The organism is Streptomyces flaveolus, from assembly GCF_044765825.1.
GTDB classification, from domain to species: Bacteria; Actinomycetota; Actinomycetes; order Streptomycetales; family Streptomycetaceae; genus Streptomyces; species Streptomyces flaveolus.
Map to the genome: position 1 here is coordinate 265,834 of NZ_JBIWKU010000011.1, position 24,386 is coordinate 290,219.

At 72.1% G+C, this 24,386-nt stretch carries 15 protein-coding genes; 4 read left to right on the forward strand and 11 right to left on the reverse strand.

Going from position 1 to position 24,386, the window contains the following annotated elements:
• Positions 1–190 precede the first annotated feature (190 nt).
• Positions 191–4,459 (forward strand): hypothetical protein, encoded by a 4,269-nt coding sequence (locus ACIRG6_RS29810; protein WP_403325032.1) that lies wholly within the window; start codon positions 191–193, stop codon positions 4,457–4,459.
• Between the two features lie 137 nt (positions 4,460–4,596).
• Positions 4,597–5,553, forward strand: coding sequence for a bifunctional riboflavin kinase/FAD synthetase (locus tag ACIRG6_RS29815; RefSeq protein ID WP_318214662.1), 957 nt, complete (start codon positions 4,597–4,599; stop codon positions 5,551–5,553).
• A 79-nt stretch (positions 5,554–5,632) separates the two neighbouring features.
• Here the strand turns inward: ACIRG6_RS29815 and ACIRG6_RS29820 are convergent, their stop codons facing one another.
• The 8 genes from ACIRG6_RS29820 to eccE form a co-directional block, all read right to left on the reverse strand.
• A complete protein-coding gene (locus ACIRG6_RS29820; protein ID WP_403325033.1) occupies positions 5,633–6,643 on the reverse strand; it encodes an ABC transporter ATP-binding protein in 1,011 nt (336 codons plus the stop codon).
• On the reverse strand, positions 6,640–7,638 hold the full coding sequence (locus ACIRG6_RS29825) for an ABC transporter ATP-binding protein (protein WP_364680275.1): 999 nt from the start codon (positions 7,636–7,638) through the stop codon (positions 6,640–6,642). Before ACIRG6_RS29825 ends, ACIRG6_RS29820 begins: the two co-directional genes overlap by 4 nt.
• On the reverse strand, positions 7,635–8,549 hold the full coding sequence (locus ACIRG6_RS29830; protein ID WP_239763469.1) for an ABC transporter permease: 915 nt from the start codon (positions 8,547–8,549) through the stop codon (positions 7,635–7,637). The genes ACIRG6_RS29825 and ACIRG6_RS29830 overlap by 4 nt, the downstream gene beginning before the upstream one ends.
• Positions 8,546–9,625, reverse strand: a complete 1,080-nt coding sequence (locus ACIRG6_RS29835; protein ID WP_403325034.1) for an ABC transporter permease — start codon at positions 9,623–9,625, stop codon at positions 8,546–8,548. Before ACIRG6_RS29835 ends, ACIRG6_RS29830 begins: the two co-directional genes overlap by 4 nt.
• A 12-nt stretch (positions 9,626–9,637) precedes the next feature.
• Positions 9,638–11,521 carry an ABC transporter substrate-binding protein gene (locus ACIRG6_RS29840; RefSeq protein WP_364680269.1) on the reverse strand — a complete coding sequence of 628 codons (1,884 nt, stop codon included), beginning with the start codon at positions 11,519–11,521 and terminating at the stop codon, positions 9,638–9,640.
• 359 nt (positions 11,522–11,880) lie between these two features.
• Complete coding sequence (locus ACIRG6_RS29845) at positions 11,881–14,907, reverse strand: SCO5717 family growth-regulating ATPase (protein ID WP_403325035.1); 3,027 nt, start codon at positions 14,905–14,907, stop codon at positions 11,881–11,883.
• Between the two features lie 291 nt (positions 14,908–15,198).
• Positions 15,199–15,972: a hypothetical protein gene (locus ACIRG6_RS29850; protein ID WP_318214669.1), complete on the reverse strand. Its 774-nt coding sequence runs from the start codon at positions 15,970–15,972 to the stop codon at positions 15,199–15,201.
• Complete coding sequence (eccE, locus tag ACIRG6_RS29855; protein WP_364680263.1) at positions 15,972–17,333, reverse strand: type VII secretion protein EccE; 1,362 nt, start codon at positions 17,331–17,333, stop codon at positions 15,972–15,974. The genes ACIRG6_RS29850 and eccE overlap by 1 nt, the downstream gene beginning before the upstream one ends.
• A 221-nt stretch (positions 17,334–17,554) precedes the next feature.
• On the opposite strand from eccE, the gene eccB reads away from it, so the two are divergent.
• Both eccB and mycP read left to right on the forward strand, forming a co-directional pair.
• Positions 17,555–19,081, forward strand: coding sequence for a type VII secretion protein EccB (gene eccB / locus ACIRG6_RS29860; protein WP_318214671.1), 1,527 nt, complete (start codon positions 17,555–17,557; stop codon positions 19,079–19,081).
• Between the two features lie 29 nt (positions 19,082–19,110).
• Entirely contained in the window at positions 19,111–20,364 is a 1,254-nt protein-coding gene (mycP, locus tag ACIRG6_RS29865) for a type VII secretion-associated serine protease mycosin (RefSeq protein WP_403325036.1), read from the forward strand.
• A 179-nt stretch (positions 20,365–20,543) separates the two neighbouring features.
• On the opposite strand, the gene ACIRG6_RS29870 is transcribed toward mycP, so the two are convergent.
• From ACIRG6_RS29870 to ACIRG6_RS29880, 3 genes are all read right to left on the reverse strand, one after another.
• Positions 20,544–21,035: a hypothetical protein gene (locus ACIRG6_RS29870; protein WP_403325037.1), complete on the reverse strand. Its 492-nt coding sequence runs from the start codon at positions 21,033–21,035 to the stop codon at positions 20,544–20,546.
• Between the two features lie 87 nt (positions 21,036–21,122).
• Complete coding sequence (locus ACIRG6_RS29875; protein WP_403325038.1) at positions 21,123–23,456, reverse strand: hypothetical protein; 2,334 nt, start codon at positions 23,454–23,456, stop codon at positions 21,123–21,125.
• A 58-nt stretch (positions 23,457–23,514) separates the two neighbouring features.
• On the reverse strand, positions 23,515–24,021 hold the full coding sequence (locus ACIRG6_RS29880) for a hypothetical protein (RefSeq protein WP_365022981.1): 507 nt from the start codon (positions 24,019–24,021) through the stop codon (positions 23,515–23,517).
• Positions 24,022–24,386 lie beyond the last annotated feature (365 nt).

Consider the following 24,386-nt stretch of genomic DNA (forward strand, 5'->3'; position numbering starts at 1 on the left):
CCCCCTCGGTTCCCCCACCCCTAGGGTGTATCCAACCTCTCCCTTCTGTTCACCCGTCCGGGCAGGCGCTCGGAGTGAACCGGGGGAGCGGAAGGGGGCGCGTTCGCGAGGAGATCTGTCCCGCCGATCTTCACGTGCCTACCGTCGAACAGAGCACGGGTGTACGGCGGTACGGCGGGGAGGTGCGGCGATGGCGTCGCGGAACCGGTCCCGGGAGGCGGACGGCAGCGCACGACGACTGCCGCGGAACGACCTCCCGGGCACGCAGGACGATGCCCTGCCGCCGCCGGACGACGCGGACGGCGCCCTGGTCCGCATCCAGGACCTGGCCGGCCGCCCCCGGGGCACGGGATTCGCCGCCGACCACCACGGCACGGTGATCACCAGCCACGAAGCGGTCGACGGCCTGACCCGGCTCGTCCTGCGCACCGCCGGGGACCGCCGCCTGGTCGTGGCCGCCGCGGACGTGACCCCCCTGCCCGGCCTCGGCCTGGCCCTCGTACGCGCCGAGGGGCTCGGCACCGGCCCGCTGCCCGTCACCGTGCGGGACCGGGTCGAGGCGGGGACCTACGTCCGGATCGCCGCCGGCTGCTGGCGCGAGGCGAGGGTCCTCGGTACCACCGACGTCACCTATACGGCCACCGACCGCTTCCACCACGTCGGCGACGCCCTGGAGCTGGCGGTCGGCATGTCCGGGCGGGACGCGCTGCGGCTGGGCGGCGGCGCCGCCGGCGGACCCGTGCTCGACGTCACGACCGGCGCCGTCCTCGGCGTCCTCGGCACCGCCCTCACCTCCGGGCACCGCGACGTCGGCTTCGCCGTGCCGCTGCGCGCGGCCTCCGGCCCCCTCGCCGACCTGCTCGCCGAGAACGCGGAGACGGTTCCGGCGTACGGCGCCGACCTCAATCTGGCGGGAGTCCTCGAACTCACGGCGACGTCGGTGCGGCGGGAGGCCCCGGGCGGGGCGGGGCCGGTAGCGCCGGTGGCCCCGGCCGGCTCGGCGGATCCGTCGGGTCGTGCCGAACCGGTCGGACGGGACGTGCCCGCCCGCGCGTTCGCCGCGTTCGCCGCCCGCACGGGTGGGCCGGCCCAGGTCCTCGGGCTCGTCGGCGCGCCCGGGACCGGCCGCACGACCGAGCTGGAGGCCCTCGCCGCCCGCCGTTCCCGGGGCCCGGAACCCGCGCCCACGCTGTGGCTGCGCGGCGCCGACCTGTGCGACGACGACACGTCGGTGGCCGACGCGGCGCGCAGGACGCTGGCCCGCGCGGCGCGCGTCGTGGCCGCCTCGGACCGGCCCCGCCATGCCGGTCTCGGCGACATCACCCCGGAGCGCCTCGCCCGCCTCGCCGGCTCCGCCGGCCGTCCCCTGCTGATCCTCCTCGACGGCCCGGAGGAGATGCCGCCGGCCCTGGCCCATCGCCTCGGCGAGTGGACCGAGGGCACGACGGCGTGGCTGAGGGAGACGGGGGCACGGCTGGTCGTGGCGTGCCGGGCGGAGTACTGGGAGCGGGCGGGGGCGGAGTTCCCACGGGAGGTGCTGCACGGGGCGGCGGCCGGAGAACCGGCGGCTGTGTGCGGGCCGGGGGAGCGGCTGTGGGGACCGGTGCCGTCCTGGGCGGCGGAGGCAGGGGAGCTGTCCGGGGTGACTGCGCAGGGGCTGAGGTCCGGAGACGGTGATGGGGGGCCGGTGCCCCGTCGGGTGCCCGGCGGGGAGGGGGCGGCCGGGACCGGCGCCGGGGGTTCCCGGCCCCTTGCGGCGGAGGTGGTCGCGGGGGCGTCCGGCAGCTTCGGGGCCGTCTCGTCGGGCGTGGGAACGGAGGCCGGCTCTCCGCCCGGCCCGGCATCGCCCACCGCTCCCGCGGAACCGGCAGCATCCGTTTCCGGTCCCGGGCCCGACGCCGCACCCGCTGCGCCGACCCCGCCTCCCACGCAGCCGTCCCTCCGACCGCCGGGCTCGGTCCGGACGCCTCCCGCACCCGACACGGGCGTCACCGCGTTCGCGCCCCCGGCCCCGGACCGCGAGCCCGCCACGTCCCTTCCCGGCCCCCGAGGGGGCTCTGCCGGATTCGGGTGTGGGTCGTCGGGGCCGGGCGCGGAGGTGACCGTCGGGGGCCGGGGGCGTGCCGGGGAAGTCCGGCCGGGTCATGGGCCGGAGGCCGGCACGCGGGACTCCGCGGAGTCCGCGGGTGGTCCGTCGCGGCTGGGGCCGGAGGCCGCCGTCGGGGGCCCGGGACGGTCGGGGGCTGTCCCCGTGGGGCGCCGGCCGGCCGTGGGCGCCGTGCGTCCCGCGGCGGACGGCGCCGGGTGCGGCGCGCTGCCGCCCTGTGTGCGTCTCGGTGACCTGCGGGACGACGAGGCACGGGAGGCGCGGGCGCGCTACCGCATCGCGGAGGGCACCCTGTCGGACGGCGACGGGCGCCACCCCCTCACCCTCCGCCTGCTCTCCGAGGTCCAGGCGGCCCTCCCGGGCGGCCCGCCACCCGTCCGCATCGATCGCGACGCCGTCTTCGGCGCCTATCTGGACCTGCTGTGCCTGCGCGTCGCGACCCGGCTGGCCGCGGAGAACGGCCTGCGTGGCACCGCCGTGCGCCGGCTCGCGGCACGGGTCTCCGGGCAGGTCCACGAGGCCGCCCGGCGCAGTCTCGGCCCCGGGCAGGGCGAGCTGGACCGGGAGTCCTTCGGGGCGCTGTTCCCCTGGGGTCCGGCGCCGGCCCGGCTCGGCGGCGGCACCGGATGGGCGTACGCCGTACTCGCCGAGGGCCTCCTCGTCACCGCGGGCAGCGGCTACCGCTTCGCGCACGAGGAGCTCGCCGACTGGATCCAGGGCACTCACCTCGACCTGGACGAGGCCCTGCGCGTCCTCGTCCACGACCGCCACGTCCCGCAGGACACTCACACCCTCCCCGTCCCGCGCCACCGCATCGGCCCCGTCGTCGAGGCCCTGCTGCACCTCGGCCGGCAGTACGGCGTTCCCCAGCTCGCCCTGACACTCGAGGAGCTGGTGCACGCCCTGGACGCCGAGCCGCACTCCTGGTGGGCCGGCCGGCTCCTCGCCGGGACGCTGACGCGCGTGCCCGACGCTACGCCGTACACGGAGGTGCTGCGTCTGCTCGCCGACGGCATCGCGGAGCGGCGGGGCGCAGGGCGGCCCATGCCCGCGGAGTTCGGGCCCGCGTTCTGGACGGACCTGCGGCTGCCGGAGGCCACGCGCCTCGACCTGCTGCGCCGCCTGCTGCTCGCCGACGGCGCCCCGCACGAGCCCGGCCCCCGACACCTCGACACCGTCGCCCACCTGCTCGCCGCCGACCCCGCGACCGTACAGCCGCTCCTCGTCCGCTGGTTCGACGACGAACGGCCCCTGCCCGCCACCCCGCACGCCACCGTGGCCACCGCCGCCCAGGCGCTGCTGCACACCCACCGCCACCGCGGTCTGGACGGCCTCACCGAGGTGCTCGCCGACAGCACGCACCGACGGGCCGACGAACTGCTCGCCGTCCTGGCCGAGGAGGAGCCGTCCGCCGTGTGCCGGGCCGTCGACCGGTGGGCGCGCGACGAGCGGCCGGCCCGGCACACGGCGGCCGTGACCCACGGGCTGCGCGCCGCGTCCCACGCCCGCACCGCCGCCGACCGCACCCTGCTGCGCCACGCCGCCCTCGTCCTGCTCACCCGCCCCGCCGACGGCCTGCTGCACGGCGGCGCCCTCGCCCTGCTCGTCCAGGACCCGGGCAGCCGCGACCGGCACCTCCCGCGGGCGCTGGACCACTTCGCGGCGGGCGACCCTTACCTGCCGCCGAGCGCGGTGGCCGCCGCCCTGCCGACCCACCCGGACGCGGTCCTCGACGCCTTCCGGGCCCGGCTGTGCGGCCCGGACGCCGGGGAGGCGCTGCGCAGGCTCCTCGACGCCACCACGCCTGAGCTGGCCCGCCGGGTCGCCGTACTGATCGGGGAGGCCGTGGCGGAACGGCCGGAGACCGCCGGGCACGTGGCCGCGTACACCGACCGCCGCCTGGACCAGGGCCCCGCCGCCCGCGGCGTACTCCTCCCGCTGGTCACCGGACTGCTCGACGGCGGGCCGGAGCCGGTGCGAGCCGCGCTGGCCGGCGTCCTCGCCGGCGACGGCGCCCCCGCCTCCGGGTCCCTGCGCCGGGAGCTGCGGGACCACCTCCTGGCCCACGAGGACGACCCCGCCGTCCTGGACGCGCTGCTGCGCGCCGCCGCCTCCCAGGGCGGCGACGGCCGGCGGGCCCTGGTCCACCGCACCGCCCTGTTGCTGGTCCGCACCCCGGACGGCACCACCCGCCTCGACCGCGCCCTGGTCGACCTGGCCCGCCACCTCCCCGGGTTCGCCGGCCGGGTGACCGGCTGGCTGGCGGACGCCCCCGACGAGTGGGCGGCACTGGTCGGCCCGAGCGCACGCCGAACGATCGAGAGCCTGGCGGGCGCCCGCGTCCCCGCCTGACCGCGGCCGGGGCACGGCGCGGCGTGCGGCCGGTCACAGCACCCATGCCGATGCGGGCGGGAGGCGCCCGGCATGGCACCCTTAGACCTGCATCGAAGGCTTCGACTCCGACGAGTGTGCGACAAGGAGCAGACACAGTGCAGCGCTGGCGTGGCTTGGAGGACATCCCCGAGGACTGGGGGCGCAGCGTCGTCACCATCGGCTCCTACGACGGAGTCCACCGCGGACACCAGCTGATCATCAAGCACGCCGTGGACCGCGCCCGTGAGCTGGGCGTTCCCGCCGTCGTCGTCACCTTCGACCCGCACCCCAGCGAGGTCGTCCGCCCCGGCAGCCACCCCCCGCTGCTCGCGCCGCACCACCGCCGCGCCGAACTCTGTGCCGAACTGGGCGTGGACGCGGTGCTGATCCTCCCCTTCACGACGGAGTTCTCCAAGCTGTCCGCGGCCGACTTCGTGGTCAAGGTCCTTGTCGACAAGCTGCACGCCAAGGCCGTCGTCGAGGGCCCCAACTTCCGTTTCGGCCACAAGGCCGCCGGGAACGTGGACTTCCTCACCGAGCAGGGCCGGATCTACGACTTCGAGGTCGAGGTCGTCGACCTGTACGTGTCCGGCGAGGCGGGCGGCGGCGAGCCGTTCTCCTCCACCCTGACCCGCCGCCTGGTCGCCGAGGGCGACGTCCGGGGCGCCGCCGAGATCCTGGGCCGGCCGCACCGCGTGGAGGGCGTGGTCGTCCGCGGTGCCCAGCGGGGCCGGGAGCTGGGCTTCCCCACGGCCAACGTGGAGACCCTGCCGCACACCGCGATCCCCGCCGACGGCGTCTACGCCGGCCGGCTGCACGCCCAGGGCGAGGTGATGCCGGCCGCGATCTCCGTCGGCACCAACCCGCAGTTCGAGGGCACCGAGCGCACGGTGGAGGCGTACGCCATCGACCGCGTCGGCCTGGACCTGTACGGGCTGCACGTCGCCGTGGACTTCCTGGCCTTCGTGCGGGGCCAGGCGAAGTTCGAGACGCTGGACGCGCTCCTCGAGCGGATGGCCGAGGACGTCCAGGAGTGCCGCGAGATCATCGCGGCGGACGACAAGCGGGCCTGACCCCACCTGTCACCGGGACCTGTCACCGGGCGACGGTGTCCCGAGTGGCCGTCGGTCGCGGCCACGCCGTCCGGCGCCCTCAGACCGCTCCGGTCTCCGCCCCCGCCTGCTCCCGCGCCCGCGCCCAGTGGCACGCCACCTGCGCCTCCCCGCCGCCGTCGAGAATCTCCAGGTCCCGGGTCCGGCACGCGTCGGCGACGCCGGCGCGGGACGCCTCGCCGCTCGCCAGGATCTGGCAACGGGCGTGGAAGCGGCAGCCGGCGGGGACCCGGGACGGGTCCGGGGGTTCGCCGGTGAGGACGACCGGGGCCCCGGGGGCCTCGGGCAGGACGGACAGCAGGGCCTGGGTGTACGGGTGCCGCGGCGCCGTCAGCACCCGCTCGACCTCGCCCGTCTCCACGATCCGGCCGAGGTACATCACCGCGACCCGGTCGGCGATGTTCCAGGCCAGACCGAGGTCGTGGGTCACCACCAGCGCGGACAGCCCGAGTTCGGTACGCAGACGCAGCAGCAGCGCGAGGATCTCGCCGCGCACCGAGGCGTCGAGGGACGCCACCGGCTCGTCGGCGACGACCAGCTCGGGCTCCAGGACCAGCGCGCCCGCGATGACGACCCGCTGGCGCTGGCCGCCCGACAGCTCGTGCGGGTAGCGCAGGAAGAACCGCTCCGGCGGCCGCAGCCCCGCCCGGGCCAGCGCACCGGCGACCGCCGCCCGCTCGTCACCGCCGTACCCGTGGATGCGCAGCCCCTCGGCGACGGCGTCGTACACCGTGTGCCGCGGGTTGAGGGATCCGCTCGGGTCCTGGAGGACGAGCTGGGCGCGCTTGCGGTAGGCCTTCAGCGCGCGCGAGGAGTAGTCGAGCGGCGCCCCGTCGAAGGTGACGCGGCCCGAGGTCGGCGGGACGAGGCCGAGCAGGGACCGGGCCAGGGTCGTCTTGCCGCAGCCGGACTCGCCGACCAGCGCCACGATCTCGCCCGGCCGGATGTCGAGGTCGACCCCGTCCACGGCCCGGGCGGGCGGTGCGCCGTGCCGGCCGGGGAAGGTGACGTGCAGGTCCTCGACGCTCAGCAGGGGTGGCGTGGTCGTCATGCGGTGCTGCTCCTCACTTCCGCTTCCTCCGTGGCCGCCGGTGTCCCCGCGGTCACGTGCACGCACGCCGCCCACCGGTCCGCCCCCGCCGCGCGCAGCGCCTGGTCGTCGGTGGCGCAGACGTCCAGCGCGACGGGGCAGCGCGGGTGGAAGGCGCAGCCGGACGGCACCGCGGCAGGGTCGGGCGGGTCGCCGGGCAGTCCGCGCGGCGCGAACCGCGACCGCGGGTCACCGATCCTCGGGAAGGCCTCCGACAGCGCCCTGCCATAGGGGTGCCGGGCGTCGTCGTGGACCAGCCGTGCCGGGCCCTCCTCGACCACCCGGCCCGCGTACATCACCGCGAGCCGGTCGCAGGTGTCGGCGAGGACGGCGAGGTCGTGACTGATCATCACCAGGCCCACGTCCTGCTCGCTGACCAGCTCCTCGATCAGGCGGAGGATCTGGGCCTGGACCATCACGTCGAGCGCGGTGGTGGGTTCGTCGGCGACGATCAGACGCGGATCGCAGGCCAGCGCCATCGCGATCATCACGCGCTGCCGCTGTCCTCCGGACAGCTCGTGCGGGTAGGCGGACGCCCGTGCCGCCGGCAGGCCCACCTGCTCCAGCAGCTCACCGGCCCTCTTCCGCGCGTCGGCCGGGGTGGCCCTGCGGTGCAGCAGGATCGGTTCGGCGATCTGGTCGCCGACGCGGTGCACGGCGTTGAGGGAGTGCATCGCGCCCTGGAAGACGATCGACGCCCCGGCCCAGCGCACCGCACGGACCCGGCCCCACTTCATCGTCAGCACGTCCTCCCCGTCGAGAAGGATCTCGCCGCCGACCCGGGCGCCGGCGGGCAGCAGCCGCAGCAGCGCCAGTGCCAGCGTGGACTTGCCGCAGCCGGACTCGCCCGCGATGCCGAGCTTCTCGCCCGCGGCGAGGCTCAGGTCGACCCCGCGTACGGCGGCCGCGCCCCCCGGGTAGGTCACTTCCAGGTTCCGGACGTCGAGCAGGCTCAACGGGACACCCCCAGTCTGGGGTTGAGAACGGACTCGACCGCACGCCCGCACAGCGTGAACGCCAGCGCGACGACCGCGATCGCGATGCCCGGCGGCACCAGGTACCACCAGTCGCCGGAGCTGACCGCCCCCGCCTCCCGCGCGTCCTGCAGCAGCCCGCCCCACGACACGACCGAGGGGTCCCCGAGCCCCAGGAACGCCAGGGTGGCCTCGGCGAGGATCGCGGAGGAGATGATCAGGGTGGTCTGGGCGAGGATCAGCGGCATCACGTTCGGCAGCACGTGCCGGGACATGATGTGCCCGTGCCCGCCGCCGAGCGCCTTCGCGCGTTCGATGTACGGCCGCGACTCCACCGCCAGCGTCTGGGCCCGCACCAGCCGCGCGGTCGTCGGCCAGGTGGTGACGCCGATCGCCAGGACGATCGTGCCCAGCGAACGGGACATGACGGTCGCGAGCACGATGGCGAGCACCAGCGTCGGCATCACCAGGAACCAGTCCGTGACACGCATGACCACCGTGGCGTACCACCCGCGGAAATGCCCGGCGGTGATGCCGATCAGCGCGCCGATGGCCACCGACAGCACGGCCGCGAGCAGCCCGACCAGCAGGGAGACGCGCGACCCCCAGATCAGCAGCCCCAGCAGATTGCGCCCGAACTGGTCGGTGCCCAGCGGGAATCGGCCGCTGGGCCCCTCCAGCGGCTGCCCGGGAGCGTCGGTCACGCCCTGCACGTCCGACCCGACGGTCAGCGGCGCGGTCAGTGCCAGCAGCCCGAACAGCAGCAGCGCGGCGAGCCCGAACAGGCCCGCGCGGTGGCGCCGGTACTCCTTCCAGAAACGTGCGGCGGAGGCCCGGCGGCGCTGCCACGCGAGCATGCGCGGGCCGAGCGGCGGAGCGGTCTCGGCGGTCATCGGCCCACCCTCGGGTCGAGCAGCGGATACAGGAGGTCGGCCAGGGTGTTCATCAGGATCACCGCCGAGGCGAAGACGAAGAACAGCCCCTGCACCAACGGCAGATCGGGCACACTCAGCGCCTGGTAGAACAGCCCGCCGAGCCCCGGCCAGGAGAAGACCGTCTCGACGAGGATGACACCGGCGACGGTCCGGCCGAGGTTGACGAAGATCAGCGTCACGGTCGGCAGCAGCGCGTTCGGCACGGCGTGCCGGCGCCGTACGAGATCGTCCCTGAGGCCCTTGGCGCGCGCCGTGGTCAGATAGTCGCCGCCCATCTCGTCCAGCAGCGCCGACCGGGTGACCAGCAGCGTCTGCCCGTACTCCACCGCCACCAGCGTCACCACCGGCAGGACGAGGTGGTGGGCGACGTCGGCGACGTACGCGAAGCCCTGCTCGCCGCCCGACTCCATGCCCGCGGTCGGGAACATGCCCGGGACCGGCCCCACGCCGACCGACAGCACGATGATGAGCAGCAGCCCCAGCCAGAAGGAGGGGATGGAGTAGAGCGTCAGTGCCAGCCCGGTGTTGATCCGGTCGCCGAGCCGGCCGTGCCGCCACGCGGAGCGGGTGCCGAGGAAGATGCCCAGGGCCGTGTACAGCACGAAGGCCGTGCCGGTGAGCAGCAGCGTGTTCGGCAGCGCCTCGGTGATCTTGTCGATGACGGGGCCGTGGAACTGGTACGAGGTCCCCAGGTCCCCTGTCAGCGCCTTGCCGCAGTACTGCGTGAACTGCTGCCACACCGGCAGGTCGAGACCGAACTCCCGCCGGTAGGAGGCGATCTGCTCCGCAGACACCGGGCGGCCGCCGGTCATGAACTTCACCGGGTCGCCGGGGATCAGCCGGAAGAGGAAGAAGCTGGTGACGAGGACGGCGAACAGCGAGACGGCCGCACCGGCCAGCTTGCCGGCCACGTACCGCAGATACGCGGCCCCGGCGCCGGCCCGTGACGCGCGCCCCGCCCCGGCCGGCCCGGACTTCACCGGACCGGCCGCGGCCGCTGTGCCGAGCGAGGAGGATGTCGCTTCCGCGGTCATGAGCGGGCCCGCCTACTCACGCTCTTCCGCCGTGGACCGGCGGCGCACCGCGACCAGCACCCCGAGTCCGACGAGTACGACGACGCCCGCGACGATCCCGATCACCACGCCGGTCGACGACGCGTCGTCCGAGGAGTCACCGGAGTCCGCGGGGACGGCGGACCACCAGCTCCAGTAGCCGTCCTGGCCGTAGATGTTGCCCGCCTTCGAGGGCATCGTGGTGATCGACTCGATCTGGTCCGTGCGGTAGGCCTCGACGGCGTTCGGATAGGCCATCACGTTCATGTAGCCCAGGTCGTACAGCCGCGACTGCATCTGCTTGACGATCTCCGCCCGCTTGGCCGGGTCGTACTCGGCGAGCTGCTTGGCGTAGAGGTCGTCGTACGTCTTGTCGCAGATGAAGTTGTCCGTGGCACCGGTGTCCTTGGGTGTCTGCGGACGGGCGGCACAGGTGTGGATGGAGAGCACGAAGTCGGGGTCCGGGTTGACGGACCAGCCGTCGAAGGCCAGGTCGTACGTGCCCGCCAGCCACGGGTCGGTCACGTTGTCGAGGCAGTTGAGGGTGGTCTCGATGCCGAGCTCGCCCCACCACTCCTGGAGGTACTTGCCGACCGCCTTGTCGTTGGGGTCGGTGGCGTGGCACAGGACGCGGTAGTTCAGCGGTTTGCCGTCCTTGCCGACGCGCTTGCCGTCGGCGTTCTTCTTGTAGCCCGCCTCGTCGAGCAGCTTGCCCGCGGCGGCCGGGTCGTAGGCGAGTTCCTGGCTCGCCGACGGCTTCCAGAAGTACGAGGAGAAGCGCGGCGGTATGTAGCCCTCGCCCTGGACCGCGTGGCCCTGGAAGACCTTGTCGACGATCGTCTTGCGGTCCACCGCCATGAACAGCGCGTTCCGCACCCGCTGGTCGAGCAGCGACGGGTCGCCGTCACCGAACTTCGTGCCGTCCTTGGACTGCGCGCCCGGGTTGGTGGCGAGGGCGTAGAAGCGGCGGCCGGGCGCGTCGTTGACGTGGATGTTCTTGTCGCCCTTGAGCGAGGCCGCCTGGGCGGGGGTCAGCGACGGGGATCCGGCGACGAAGGACACCTCGCCCTTGCGCAGGGCGGCGACGGCGGCGTCCTGGTCCTTGTAGTACCGGAAGACCAGCTCGTCGAACTTCGGCGCGCCCCGCCAGTAGTCCTTGTTGGCCTTCAGCCGCACATAGCTGTCCGGCTTGTAGTCGGTGAGGACGAACGGTCCGTCGCCGACGAGCGGGAAGCTCTTGTCGTTGTTGAACTCGGAGAAGTCGTCGACCTTCTCCCACACGTGCTTGGGCACGATCGGCACGTCGAGCGCGGTCATCGTGGCCTGCGGCGTCTTCAGCTTGATCACCAGCTGGGTGGGGCTGGGCGCGGTGACCTTCTCGAAGTTGGTGACGAAGCTGCCGTTGGCGGTGGCGGCGCCGTCGTCGGTCATCATCGTGTTGAACGTCCACGCCGCGTCCTCGGCGGTGACCTGCCGGCCGTCCGACCACTTGGAGTCGGAGCGGATGGTGTACGTCCAGGTCAGCTTGTCCGGGGACGACTGCCACTGGGTGGCCAGGCCCGGTATGACGTGGTTGTCCTTGGGGTCGTAGCTGGTCAGGTACTCGTACGTCAGCCGGTGGATGCTCGTGCTGACCAGCCGTACCGCGAGGAACGGGCTGAGCGAGTCGACGCTCTGGGCGACCGCGACGGTGAGGACCTTGTCGCCCTTGCCCTCCCCGGCCTGTACCGGGCCGCTCCGAGGTCCGGCCGAGGCCGACGGGGTGGCGATGCCGGACGCGAGGACGAGGGCGGCGGCAGCGCCCGCGGCGGCCGGCAGCCGCGTCCTCTTCAGGCGGGAGCCGATACGTCCTCTGCCGTGCTGATCTTGTGTGTTCATGGTTCGGAGACCTCGCGTCATCACTCGCGCGGGACGCTCGCTCGGCGTGCCACACGGGGCGGGCTTGAACAGGTGCGAACAGACGTGAACGTGTTTTGAGCAGCCTTGCGTGAAGCTTGATCGGTTGACGCCGACGGAATGAAGTGTGTGTCTATCAGCGGCAGTCTGCGCGCGTCAACGGTGTGTCAAACCCCATGTGGCCTGCGGAAACGACGAGTTCACCGCCGGGTCGCCCACATTGGTGGAGACCATTGACGCCTTGCTGGTGAGAGTGTGGCGGCGCGTTCCCGCCGGTTCTGACCGCGAACGCGCGAAGGCCCGCGCCGTCGGGTGACGACGCGGGCCCGGGGGCCGCCGGCTCACTGCTGTGGTGGGGGCGGGGGCGGGATCTGGCCCTGCGGGGCCTGCGGCTGCTGGGGGTGACCGGGCTGCTGGGGGTACGGCTGCCCCGGCTGCTGGGCGGGCTGCCCGTACTGCTGCGGCTGCCCCGGCTGCGGCTGCCCCGGCTGGGGCTGTCCGGGATGGGGCGGCTGGGGCGCGAACTGGCCCGCACCCGGCTGCCCTTGGTACGGCTGCCCGGGGTACGGCTGGCCCGGATAGGGCGCCTGTCCGGGCACGCCCTGCCCCGGTACGGGCTGACCGGGCATCGCCTGCCCCGGGAATTCGTGGCCCGGCATGGGCGGCGCGGCGACCGGCGGCGGGTTGCCGTCGGACGTCCACAGGCCGTGCGACTGCTGGTGGCGGACGAAGTCCTCGGCGACCATCGCCGCGAGGTTGAAGTACGCCTCCCGCACCTTCGGCCGCATCATGTCGAGGTCGACCTCGGCGCCGGCCGCCAGGTGCTCGTCGAACGGCACCACCACGACACCCCGGCAGCGCGTCTGGAAGTGGCCGACGATGTCCTCGACCTTGATCATCTTGCCGGTCTCGCGGACCCCGGAGATGACGGTGATGGAGCGGGACACGAGGTCGGCGTACCCGTGCGCGGACAGCCAGTCCAGCGTCGTGCTGGCGCTGCTCGCGCCGTCCACGGACGGCGTGGAGATGATGATCAGCTGGTCGGCGAGGTCGAGTACTCCGCGCATGGCGCTGTACAGCAGACCGGTGCCCGAGTCGGTCAGGATGACCGGGTACTGCCGGCCCAGGACGTCGATCGCGCGCCGGTAGTCCTCGTCGTTGAAGGTCGTGGACACGGCCGGGTCGACGTCGTTGGCGATGATCTCGAGCCCGGACGGCGCCTGGGACGTGAACCGCCTGATGTCCATGTACGAGTTGAGGTACGGGATCGCCTGGACGAGGTCACGGATGGTGGCCCCGGTCTCGCGGCGCACCCGGCGGCCGAGCGTACCGGCGTCCGGGTTCGCGTCGATCGCGAGGATCTTGTCCTGCCGCTCGGTGGCGAGCGTGGACCCCAGCGCGGTGGTCGTGGTCGTCTTGCCGACACCGCCCTTGAGGCTGATGACGGCGATGCGGTAGCAGGAGAGCACCGGGGTGCGGATCAGCTCCAACTTCCGCTGCCGCTCGGCCTCTTCCTTCTTCCCGCCCAGCTTGAAGCGCGAACCGCCGGCCGCCGGGCGGCTGCTCTTCGCCTTCTGCTTCTTGTTGAGCAGCCGGTCCGACGACAGCTCCACAGCCGCCGTGTAACCGAGCGGCGCCGCACCCGGGTTGGTGGGCTGCCGCTGGTCGTGCTGCATGGGCTGCGGCCAGGCGGTACCGAGCCGGGGGTCGGCCGGCTGCTGGGGGTGCGGCTGGGGCCCGGCCTGGTGCGGCGGCTGATGCTGCTGCTGGTCGGGCTGTGCCGGCTGCGGTGCCTGCGGCGGCTGAGGCGACTGCGGGGTCTGGCCGGGTTGCGCCTGCGGCGGCACCTGGTGCCCCGGGTGCGCCTGGTGCGGGACGCCGGGGTGCTGCGGCTGTCCCTGCGGCGCGGGCGGCTGGGGGAAGCCGTAACCGGTGGGGGGCGTGGCACCCGGGGCGCCCTGCTGCGGGAAGCCGTAACCGCCGGGCTGGGGCTGCGGAACCGAGCCACCCGGCTGCGGGAAGCCGTAGCCGGCGGCGGGCATGGCACCCGGACCGCCCGGCGGCGGTGCCTGGGGCTGGGCGGCCGCCGGGGGAGTGGCGCCCTGCGGCGGGAAGCCGTAACCCGCCGGGGCCGGAGGCTGCCCCGGGCCCTGGGCGGGAGGCATCGGCGTACCGGCCTGCGCGTGCCACGCGGCGGGCGCCGGCTGCGGGGCCTGAGGCTGGAAAGAGGGCTGCTGCGCCGGCACGTCCGGCTGCCCCGGCGCGGCAGGCGTCGGCTGAGGCTGCGCGGGCCACTGATGCGCCGGAGCGGGCGCGGCCGGAGGGTACGACGGAGGCAACGGCGGCACACCGTCCGGCGCGGCGGGAGGTACGCCGACGGAAGCGGGGCCCTGCGGTGCCGTGCCCTCCGGTGCCGTGCCCTGCGGCGCGATGTCCTGCGGCGCCGGAGCGACCGGAGTCGCCGGAGCGAGTTCAGCGGGCTGGTCCGGAACGGGCTCCGCGGCCGGGTCGGCGTCACCGGCCGCTTCCGGAGCCTCGGAGGCACCGGCGGACAGCTCCTCGTCGCCGACCGCGCTGTCCCCTTCCGCCACCTCGTCGTCGCCGTCGGTGTGTTCGGGCTCCGCAGCGTCGTCCACCGAGGTGGCCTCTGCCGTGGCGTCACCCGCATCGGCGCCGTCGCCGGTGCCGGTGCCGGTGACGGCGTCGGCCTCGTCGGAGACGGACGGGTCGGAGGCGGCCGGCTCACTGTCGGCTTCCCCGGCCGCACTCGCCGCCCCGCCGGCAGCGCTCTCCCGCTCGTCGTGCTGCCGCGCTTCCTCCTGCCGCGCCTCGTCGGCGGCGGCGAGCTCCGCGAACTCCCGCTTCAGGGCAGCGGCCGAGAACCGCATCGTGGCACCGCTCTCGAGGTCGCCGTTGCCGGGCTCGGGCTCCACCCGCGGCTCCGGCTGCCGCACCTCCGGTTCCGGATCCGGCGCGGGCTGGGCCGCCGCCTGGGCCGGCGGCTGCTGAGGCTCGAAACCGCTCCCCACGGGAAGACCGGGCACCCCGGCCGACCCGGCGGTGGGAGGCGCGGACGGTGCGGGCGGGGCGTAGGGCGTACTCGTCGCCGGCGGGGGTGGCGGTGTGAAGGGCCCGGCCGGCTGGGACGGCGGCTGAGGAGCAGGAGAAGCGGGCGGGGACGCGGCGCCACCCGACGCACCGGCCCCCTGCCCCTGTCCGGAATCCCCGGACGCGTTCTGCGTGTACCAGGCGGGCGGCGCGTAGTCGATGGTGAACTCGCCCGTCGTCTCGATTGCGGACTCCGCGTCGGGTTGGTCATCGCCGGGTGTCGCCCAGCCCCCGCGGATCCCGTCCCGATCGCTGCTCACAATTCCTCCTGGTGTGGTCGAGCACCCTCACGCCGTGCTGGGGCGACCCTTGCTTGTCGTTCGCCGTTGTCCGAGGTCGTTCGAGGTCGTCCGATCCACCGGCTCTCCCCCTGGGACGCCGACGCCCCGTCCACGGGTTCTGGCGTCGCGCCGGGACCCAGCCTAATCACCACAGGCACCACCCCGGCAGCCCCGCCCGCCCCCCGATACCCGCCGATCTCGACAACCCCCGCGACGAGGACGGGCAGGCAGGGGCGACGTGAGGCACCAAAACGGTCGAAAGGCGGTCGGTCAGTCCATCCGGCGAGGAGTACCCAGCAGACCGACCTCGGCGTCCGTCGGCTGCGTCATCACGTACTGCCGGTCCCGTTCCGTACACCACAGGGTGACGCCGTCGGCGAGCGTGGGCAGGGCCTCGTACTCGGCACGGGGCAGCCGCGCCGCGCGGCCGATCTCCACCGCCTCGTCCGGCGAGACCCGCTGGACACCCACCAGACGCGCCTGGCGCATCAACCGCGGTGCCACCGGGCTCAGATAGGGCAGCAGCGTGAGCACCGACTGCCAGGGCGCCGACGCCACCCGCCCGCGCGGGGGCCGCATGCCGCAGTCCCGGATCACCAGGACCGGCCCCATCGCCGAGGCACCCTGCGGGGGCACCCGGCCCACGTCGTGCACCGTCATCCCCGACTGGCCACCGCCGACCGCCTGGACGACCTGCGCCCAGTGCCCGGGTCTGCCGGTCTCCACCGTGACCCGCGCACCCGTCGCCGCCGCGCGCAGCGCCAGCACCTGCGCCGTCCACAGGCCGCCGATGAACAGGATGTCGAACGGCGTCGGCCGGTTCACCCCGAGCACGGCCGGCTGCCCCTCGGCGTCCACGCCCACGACGACACCGTCGTCCCCGACGGGCAGGGCGAGCGTGTCGATCTGGGAGAGGGACAGCGTGTGCCGCGGATGCCGCGGCCCCAACAGCCCGAACCCGGTGCGCAGCCGCTCCCGCAGGCCGCTGTCCGGCCGGCCGCCGACGGCGGGGGCGGCGGGTGACGTCGACGTGGTCATGGCCATCAGCGGGCACCTCCGAGCGGCAGCGTGGCGAGCACAGCGGGCAGCTGCTCACGGTCGAGACGGACGATCCCGGTCCGCGCCTCGCGCGCGGCACGCTCCAGGGCCCGGCGCGCGTCCGACAGCTCGGTGCTGCTGCGGCCGGTGACCCGCACATGCCCCGTGACCGCGACGTCCTGCTGCCCGCTGCGGGCCAGCGTCAGACTGAACGTCGTCGCCAGCGCGGGAACCGCCGTCAACCGGGCCACCAACTGCGGCAGCGAGACGCCCGAGCCGCCGAGCTGCGGCCAGCGCCGTACCCAGTAGGTGGTGTGCCGCCGGTTGTCGCAGCGCCAACTGCGGCTGGACTCCTCGGTCCGGCGCCGGGGCGCGTCGCCCTGGTCGGCCTGCGAGGTCACCATCGGGTTGGCGCACGCCGAGGTGGCGATCGCGGCGGACAGCTCCTCCTCCGTCAGCACATTCGCCCGGAACCCGGCGCCGGTCAGCCGGCTCGACAGGTGCTCCGCCGAGCGCACCAGGCACTTCTGCGCGCCGAGGAGTCCCCCGCCGCGCGCGGCCACCGCCTCCGGGCACAGCTCGGGGTCGAGCTTCAGCGCGATCCACATGATGCGGACCGCGGGGGAGGCCGTCTCCGCCTGGAGCTGCGCGTAGTTCGTCACCACGACCGACTGCTGCGGCAGATGAGGCGCGGGCGCGGGCTGCGTGTGCACCACGACCTGGGCCGACTCCAGACGGATGCCGTCCACCTCGAGCACGTCCCGCACCAGGGCGAGAGGCAGCGGTGTGCGCCCGCGCTCGGCGCGCAGGGCACCGGCGTCGGCCTCCACCTGGAGGACGGCGGTGAGAAAGCCCCCGTCGCCCACCATGCCCACCGGACGCCGGTCGTGGTCGTCGCGGTGGCTGTACTGGTACGTCCGCAGGTTCGGCTCGCACTCCACGGCGGGAACCAGGCTGGAGTCCACCCCGGACGGCAGGGGAGTCCCGGGGGCTTTGCGCAGTCGGGCCCGCAGCGCCAGCTGACTGCCCAGCCACTCCGGCAGGGAGCGCCCCCGCCGGCGTACGACGGCGAGCAGCGCCAGGATGCCGGCGACCACACCCGCGGGCACCAGGGCGGCGGGACCGACGAGCCAACCGCACACCACCAGAGCGGCGGCCAGCTCCAGCATCACCAGCCGTTGCAACGCGAAGGAGCCACCACGTCCCGAACGTGCCTGCAGATGCGGCGTGACGGACCCGCGAGCGGTCGAGGAACCGCGTGCGGTCCCGGCACCGCGAGAGCTCGCGGAATCACCGGTGGTCGGCGCCGCGTCGGCCCGCCGCGCCGCGGATTGCGATCGCGACCGGGTTCGCGGTGCGGAAGCCATCACTGCAAAACCCCCGAACTATCCCAGAAAACACCGCACTCGGCAGGCGGCAAGGCTTCAGCACCCTACCCGTGCCGCGCGCACCACTGTGCAACAGGCATAGTAGGTGCCGGGTCTGACAGCCGAGGTTCCAGAGGCAACCGGGACGGGGCGGACGCCAGTGGTCCGCGCTGCCGCTCCGCCGGTCTCCATGGCTTCGTACGGGGAGAGAACGAACACAGATGGCATCACGGCGCGATGAACTGAACGCCTACACCTTCGCGAAGCGCCGCACTCTCGCGTCCTTCCTGCAACCCTCTCCGACAGGCTCGGAGGAGGGAGCTCCCAAGCCGCTCAGAGCGGTCGTGCCCAGCCTCGTCGTCGGGGTGGTCGTCCTCGCCGTGTTCGGCGCGATCGGCATGTTCAGCCCGACGGCGCCGAAGGGGTGGGACGAGCCGGGGGCGCACGTGATCGTGGCCAGCAAGTCCACGACCCGCTACGTCGTCCTCAAGACGGGCGGGGAGAAGCAGCTGCACCCGGTTCTCAACATGGCGTCCGCCAAGCTCCTCCTGGACCCCGACAAGGACAGCGTCATCACCGTCGCCGAGGACGTGCTGGACAGCGGCAAGCCCCCGCACGGAGCCACCATCGGCATCCCCTACGCACCCGACCGCCTGCCCTCGCCCGAAGAGGCCGAGAAGGCCATGCGATGGGCGGTCTGCGAGCGCCCCGGACCGGGCGGCCGGGCCATCCAGAAGGCGGCGTTCGTCCTCGCCGAGAAGGAGTGGTCCCGGACCGAGGGCGCGGACAGACTCTCCGGGGGAGAGCTGATGTACGTCGTCGGCCCGGACGGCAAGAGCCAGTACGTCGTCGACTCGCGCGGATACGCCTACCCGCTGGCGGACCCGGCCGACAAGGAACTCCTCAAGGCCCTCGACACCCAGGGACGCGCCCCGCAGCGCGTCTCCCAGGACTGGCTGGACACCCTCCACAAGGGCGACCCGATCGCCATCCCCGACATCAAGGGCACCCCGGGCGCCGACGCGGGAGCCTCCGACATGCTCCGGCAGTACGACAAGGTCGGCATGGTCATCAAGGCCTACGACGGCCGGCGCATGCAGTACTACGTGGTGCTGCAGGGCGCCGTGGCGCGCATCTCGGAGTTCACCGCCACCCTGCTGCTCAACAGCGGCGACCTCGTCGGCGTCGGACAGGCCGGTGAGGCGCAGCAGGTCAGCCCCGGCGCGGTCGTCGACAGCACCGACTTCGACGGACAGCGCACCTGGCCGTCGTACCGGCCCCAGACGGTCAACGACGGCTCCTCCGCCACCGCCGGCCGCAACACCGTCTGCAACGTCCTGCGCTCGGTGAACGGCAAGAACGGCACGACGACCCTGTCCACCTGGGCCGGCAAGGACTTCCCCGCCCAGCTCCCCACCGGTTCCTCCAGCGCCTACGTCACCCCGGGCTCCGGCCAGCTCTACCGGCAGTTCCAGGGCACCGAGACCGGCGCGGGCGGCGTCTTCCTGGTCACCGACACAGGCCTGCGGTACGCCCTGCAGTCCAACAACGACAGCGCCACGGACGACAAGGGCATCGGAACCTCCGCCAAGGAACGTGAGCAGCAGCTCAACGAGGCGCAGATCGCCCAGACCCGCCTCGGCTACGAGAAGGTGAAGCCGTCCCCCGTTCCGGTGAACTGGTCGACCTTCCTGCCCACCGGCCCCCGCCTGTCGGAAGCGGCGGCCCGGCAGCCGCAGGGCTCGTGACGGTGGCCCCCCAGGAGGACGACGAAGACATGCTGCAGGAACGCCGCTTCACCAGGACCCCCCGCACCGCTGCGACCGTTCTCGCGGCGACGCTCCTCGCGGGGACGGCGGTGTGCGCCCTCCCGGCGCCCGAGGCCAGGGCCGACGACGGCGGACAGTGCACGTTCCCGTCGAAGAAGTACGAAGGCCGGCCGTGGTCGCTGCAACGCGTCAACCTGGACGAGCTGTGGGAGCAGTCCAAGGGCGCCGGCGTACGCGTCGCGGTGATCGACACGGGCGTCGATGTCAAGAACCCGCAACTCACCGCCGCCGTCGACGCGTCCAAGGGCAAGAACTACCTCCCCGCCAAGAACTCCAAGGGCGAGGAGATCGAGCGGGGCAACGCGCAGGGCACCACGGACACCGTCGGCCACGGCACCCGGGTGGCCGGCATCATCGCCGCCCGCCCCGCCAAGGGAACCGGCTTCGCCGGCCTGGCCCCCGAGGCCACGATCATCCCCGTCAAGCAGAACGACGCGGAGGGCAACGGCACCGCGCAGACCCTCGCGCAGTCGATCCGCTACGCCGTCGACGCGGGCGCCGACGTCATCAACATCTCCCAGGACACGGCCAACGCCGTCGAGCCCGCCCAGAGCCTGAAGGCCGCGGTGGACTACGCCCTGGCCCAGCAGGTCGTGGTCGTCGCCTCCGCCGGCAACGACGGCCTCGGCGGCAACGTCAAGGTCACCTACCCGGCCTCCTACGACGGCGTCCTCGCCGTGGCGTCCTCCGACCGCAACAACGAACGCGCGCCCTTCTCCCAGTCGGGCGAGTTCGTCGGCGTGGCGGCCCCCGGCGTCGACATGATCTCCACGGTCCCCGGCGGCGGCCACTGCTCGGACAACGGCACGAGCTTCTCCGCGCCCTACGTGGCCGGGGTGGCGGCCCTCCTGAAGGCCAAGTACCCCAAGTGGACGGCCGCCGAGATCGTCGCCCAGATCGAGCAGACGGCCGAACGCTCCATCCCCGGCCACGACCGCCTCGTCGGCTGGGGCGTCATCGACCCCCTCAAGGCCCTCACGGACGTCGACCCGGCCCACCCCGTGCAGTCCCCGGCCCCCGACAAGGGCGTACTCCCGGCCGAGGCCCCCTCGGTCCCCCCGGTCCACTTCGGCGAAACGGCCGAGGAACGCAACACCCGAGTGGGCACGTACGTGGTCGTGGCCGGCCTGGTCCTGGTAGCGGGCCTGACCGGCACGGCAGTGGCGATCAGAGACGCACGACGGAGGCGCGGGGGGCGGTGAGGGCGCGAGCCGGTCGGTCCTTGTACGTCCGCAAGTGAGGGCACCAACTCAGAGATCTTCCAGACCGACCGACGCCGCGTCACCGCGAAGAGCCCGCTCGGTCCGTTCGCGGAACAGTAGCCAGACCGGGTCGGCAGCGCAGCCTGCCAAGGTACTACGCCGACGCGTGCCCTGCCCCTTCATCGGCATGCTGCCGAGTTCTCGACCGACCGCGTGTACGCGGTAATCATTCTCTCCATCGCGGCTGAATCGTCTACCTCGTCCGCATACGCCTGAACGGTGACGAAAAGGTCGCGTCCGGGATGTTCGGTGCTGGAGCAATGCGCTTTCTTCACGGCACCCGAGCCCGTAAGTAGGTAGTTGCCGTCACCTGTCAATTTCGCTGACTTCAGCTGAGGGATACCTTGAGCCACCTCGACGATGTCCGTACCTTCTTCCCACCACTCCTGGCTCGACATCAGTGCTGCCTTTTGGTCGACGTTCACTTGGCAACGTGCCCGGCTGGGGACCGGATTCTTCTCCTGGAAGCTGATCTTTTTTCCTGGCGGAAGCAACTGAGAAAGCGCCCCCTGATCAACCGAAATACCGCAGAGTGACTTGGGGACTCTGTACTCCTGCTTCTGATCGGCCTCGCTACAGCTAGCGAGGCAGCCCAAGACCACGAGCATCATCCAGGCCTGTGTGAGATGTCGAGTGCGCAAGTGGACGAACTCCTCGGCTTATCCGCGTCGGGGGAAGGGTTGAGGGCTACGAACCGGTCACATGTCGGTCACGAGTTCGGGCGCCACGCGTTCCATGTAGGAGCCAGCCGAGAGGTATCCCTTCGAGGACTCATCTTCCGCCCAAGTGGCGATGTCTCCTGGGTGGGCGAGCTTGTGAGCCCTCGCAGCCTCAGATGCCGCTCGCCGGGTGTATGCCATATTCGTGTCCTGCCCGTTCTCCCAGTTCTCGCCCATCTTGGGCCCAGCACCGTCCTTGGCGTTCCCTTCCGCATCCTTGAACATCTGTTCCAGGACGACGCTGGTCACCGTCCCTGCGGCACCGCCAACGCCCGCTCCCACCGCGGGGGAGGCAATGAAGGACGTGCCAACGCCAACGCCGAGGCCGATAGTCCCCGAGGCAACGTTCTTCCACTGGGCCACGGAATGATCGTAATCAGAGTCGCTTGAAACTGCTCCGGATGCGACGGCTTCGTTACGTCCCATTGCAAGCGTTCCTGATACCTCGCCAGAGTGTCCCGCGATGGCCCGAATCGTGAGCTCTTGGTCGTGGTTCGGACGTAGGTTTTCTGGGACGGCAGGGTTCAAGTGGTAATCCATCAAGTCTGTCATGTAGCGCTTCTGGCCCACTTCGACGGCTGCATAGCCTTCCGGATTTTGGCCGATGGTGAAGAGGAAGCGGGCCGCATCCCGATGATTCAGCTCTGCGGAAGAGCCGGATACTGGGTAAAGGTTCTCAATGCGCTTCCATGCTTGCTGGGCGTCAACGTCTCCCTTGTCCGGATGTGGGTCCACGTCGGTTGCCGCGCGGTTGATATCAGGCAGATACTCGGAGGCAATTTGACCGATGCTGTCTGACATGTAGGAGTGGCCGGTAAGCCGCTCGCTGTCGTCTGAGATAGAGGTGACGAGGCTTTCGAAGAGCTTCGTCTGCCCCTCATTGTGCGCAGGTGTGTCGGCCGTGGGCATCTCACCTGCCGGGTGCCCTGTCGTCGCAGCTTCCAAGGCCAAGGCCAGGTTGTTCTGCCCGGTGTGCAGATCATCGCCCTTGGAGTCCGACTCCGGCGGCCAGTCCCGCTCTTCGAAGAGGTACTGGAAGTTGGAGAGCGACACCTTGCCTTTGTAGGTGTTCTCGTCGTCCGAGTCCCGCTCGAACGGGTTGTCCGGGTCGTCCTTCGAGATGAACGGTTCGTTGAAGAAGTCGGTAGCCGCATCCGGGCTGTTGGACAGGCCCTTCAAGTAGCCCGTGAGCGGATCCGACCCGCTGTCGTCCCCGATCCGGTTCAGCAAGGGATTACCCGGCCCCTGGCGCCAGGCCATGTTCGGGTGCTCCCCGTTGCCCGTCAGCTTGCGCTCGGTGGCCATGAGCTTCGAGCCGTAGCTGTTCAGGAACCGGTCGTCGTAGTCACCGGTCCGCATGAGGTTGCTCATGACCTGGAAGCCCATCGGCCCGCCGCGGTCGCCGTACAGCGGCTTGTCGCCGATGTCGACCATCGTGCGCTTCCAGTCGGCCATCGCCATCGAGTCGCTCTGTGTGGCGTGGGCGAGCGTCATGCCAAGACTGCGCTGCAGGTCGTCGAACTGTTCACGACGCTCGCGGTCCAAGTCCCAGTCTCCACGCTGCGGGTCAGCGACCCCGGCCCAGAACTCCAGCGTCTTCTCCGCCCCGAGAGCGGTGGCGAACCGTTCGGCGAACAGCTCGTCGGCGCCGTACTTCTTCAGCCCCGCGTTGAGCGCATCGAAGTCCTTCACACTCAGGTCGTCGGGATCCTTCCTCGCGAGCGCGGCCAGCTCGTCGGCCTTCTTGATGGCATCGGCCGCGGTGTCCCGGTCCTTGTAGCTGGCGTCGGAGAACCCCATCTTGCTCTGGTCGGCGATGGCCTGCAGGACGGTCTTGGCGGAGTTGTCCGTCTCGCTGGCCGCGTTGAGGATTCTCTGGATCTCGTCCCGGAGCGCGGTGATGTCCGCCTGGTTGTCCTGGTCCATCTTGCTGCGCGCTTCCGGGGGAGCGTCCGTGGTGACGGTGAAGCCCCCCTCGAACCCGATGACCTTCAGGCCCTTCTTCCGCCCGCCGTCAATGGCTTCGACGAGTTGCTTGTGGAAGCCCTTCAGCTCGCCCGCTGTGTCGCTCAAGATCCTGTGGATGGTGTCGGCCTGGGTATGGGCATCAGCGAACTCACCGGCGGTCTTGCCGATGAACTCCTTCGACACCTTTGCGTTCACGCCGGCCCACTCGGCCTTGTTGGCGCCCTTGTGCAGGTTGTCCTCGGCGTCCTTCTTCAGCGTTTCGAGGTTCTTGACGAGGGTGGACCAGTCCTTGACGGCGTCGTCGAGCAGCTTGAAGTCGGCGTCGCGGAGAGTGTCGAGTTCCATGGTTCGCGTCCTTGGGGTGAGCGGGAGGTGAGCTGGGGCGAGTGGCGTGAAGCGCCTCTCAGTCGTCCTTCTTCTTGCTCGGCTCCCCATAGATCTTGTTCTTCTCGCCCGGCGCCCCGACCCGCTCGTCGAAGCCGGCGTCCAGCATGGCGATGCTGCTCATCTGCCGCTGGATGTAGCCCTCGTCCCCGTCATGCACCTTCTTGGTGACCCGCATGTGGTTCGAGATGTGGGCGCACGCGTCCATCAGTGACTTCAGCTGCTCGTCCCAGCGGGTCGACACGTGCTTGAGCCCCGCGCCGAGCGCGAAACCCTGCTTCGACAGGTCCGTGGCCGCGGAGTCACTGGTGGGCACGGCGACGCGTGCCTTGCTCCACAGTTGGTCGTAGAGCTCGAACGCGGCCGAGCCGATCTTGGTGAGACCGTCATTCGCGACCTTGAGGTCACCGTACGAGCCCGGCACGGGAGGCGCCCCGCCGTCCGCCTGGTTCAACTGCATGTGCGCGGTGTCCGGTTGGCGCTGCAGCGCGTCGGCCTTGAGCTGTTCCCACTCGTTCCATGCCATGGACGGCAACCCTCCCCGTGTGCAGGACTGCCTGTCGCCTGTGCCGGTCGGTGGGCGTCCTGCGATATCCGGACTCCGCCACAAGTTAGCAATCGGTGCTGGCACGCCAACTGGTTGCGTCCGACGCGGGGCGATTGCGGAGGTGAAGTTTTCGGGGTGATCCGGTGGCGGGAAAGGGAGCGTCATGCATGACACGCCGGTCGCACGCCCGCAGCGCACACGAAGAGGAACGGCGGGCAACACCGTGCGGGTGCACTACTTCGAGTGATGGGACGTTGTGTGCCCCGGTGCCCAGGCGGACGACGGTGACGCTTCGTTCACCTTTTAACCACACGGCCGCAGTCGCGGTGCGCCCGACTGTCGGC

What these genes read in the sequence shown, in the direction of transcription:
- ACIRG6_RS29810 (WP_403325032.1), top strand. Translation starts at nt 191, where the DNA reads ATGGCGTCGCGGAACCGGTCCCGGGAGGCGGACGGCAGCGCACGACGA.
- ACIRG6_RS29820 (WP_403325033.1), bottom strand. Translation starts at nt 6,643, where the DNA reads ATGACGACCACGCCACCCCTGCTGAGCGTCGAGGACCTGCACGTCACC.
- ACIRG6_RS29830 (WP_239763469.1), bottom strand. Translation starts at nt 8,549, where the DNA reads ATGACCGCCGAGACCGCTCCGCCGCTCGGCCCGCGCATGCTCGCGTGG.
- ACIRG6_RS29835 (WP_403325034.1), bottom strand. Translation starts at nt 9,625, where the DNA reads ATGACCGCGGAAGCGACATCCTCCTCGCTCGGCACAGCGGCCGCGGCC.
- ACIRG6_RS29840 (WP_364680269.1), bottom strand. Translation starts at nt 11,521, where the DNA reads ATGAACACACAAGATCAGCACGGCAGAGGACGTATCGGCTCCCGCCTG.
- ACIRG6_RS29850 (WP_318214669.1), bottom strand. Translation starts at nt 15,972, where the DNA reads ATGGCCATGACCACGTCGACGTCACCCGCCGCCCCCGCCGTCGGCGGC.
- eccE (WP_364680263.1), bottom strand. Translation starts at nt 17,333, where the DNA reads ATGGCTTCCGCACCGCGAACCCGGTCGCGATCGCAATCCGCGGCGCGG.
- eccB (WP_318214671.1), top strand. Translation starts at nt 17,555, where the DNA reads ATGGCATCACGGCGCGATGAACTGAACGCCTACACCTTCGCGAAGCGC.
- mycP (WP_403325036.1), top strand. Translation starts at nt 19,111, where the DNA reads ATGCTGCAGGAACGCCGCTTCACCAGGACCCCCCGCACCGCTGCGACC.
- ACIRG6_RS29870 (WP_403325037.1), bottom strand. Translation starts at nt 21,035, where the DNA reads ATGATGCTCGTGGTCTTGGGCTGCCTCGCTAGCTGTAGCGAGGCCGAT.
- ACIRG6_RS29875 (WP_403325038.1), bottom strand. Translation starts at nt 23,456, where the DNA reads ATGGAACTCGACACTCTCCGCGACGCCGACTTCAAGCTGCTCGACGAC.
- ACIRG6_RS29880 (WP_365022981.1), bottom strand. Translation starts at nt 24,021, where the DNA reads ATGGCATGGAACGAGTGGGAACAGCTCAAGGCCGACGCGCTGCAGCGC.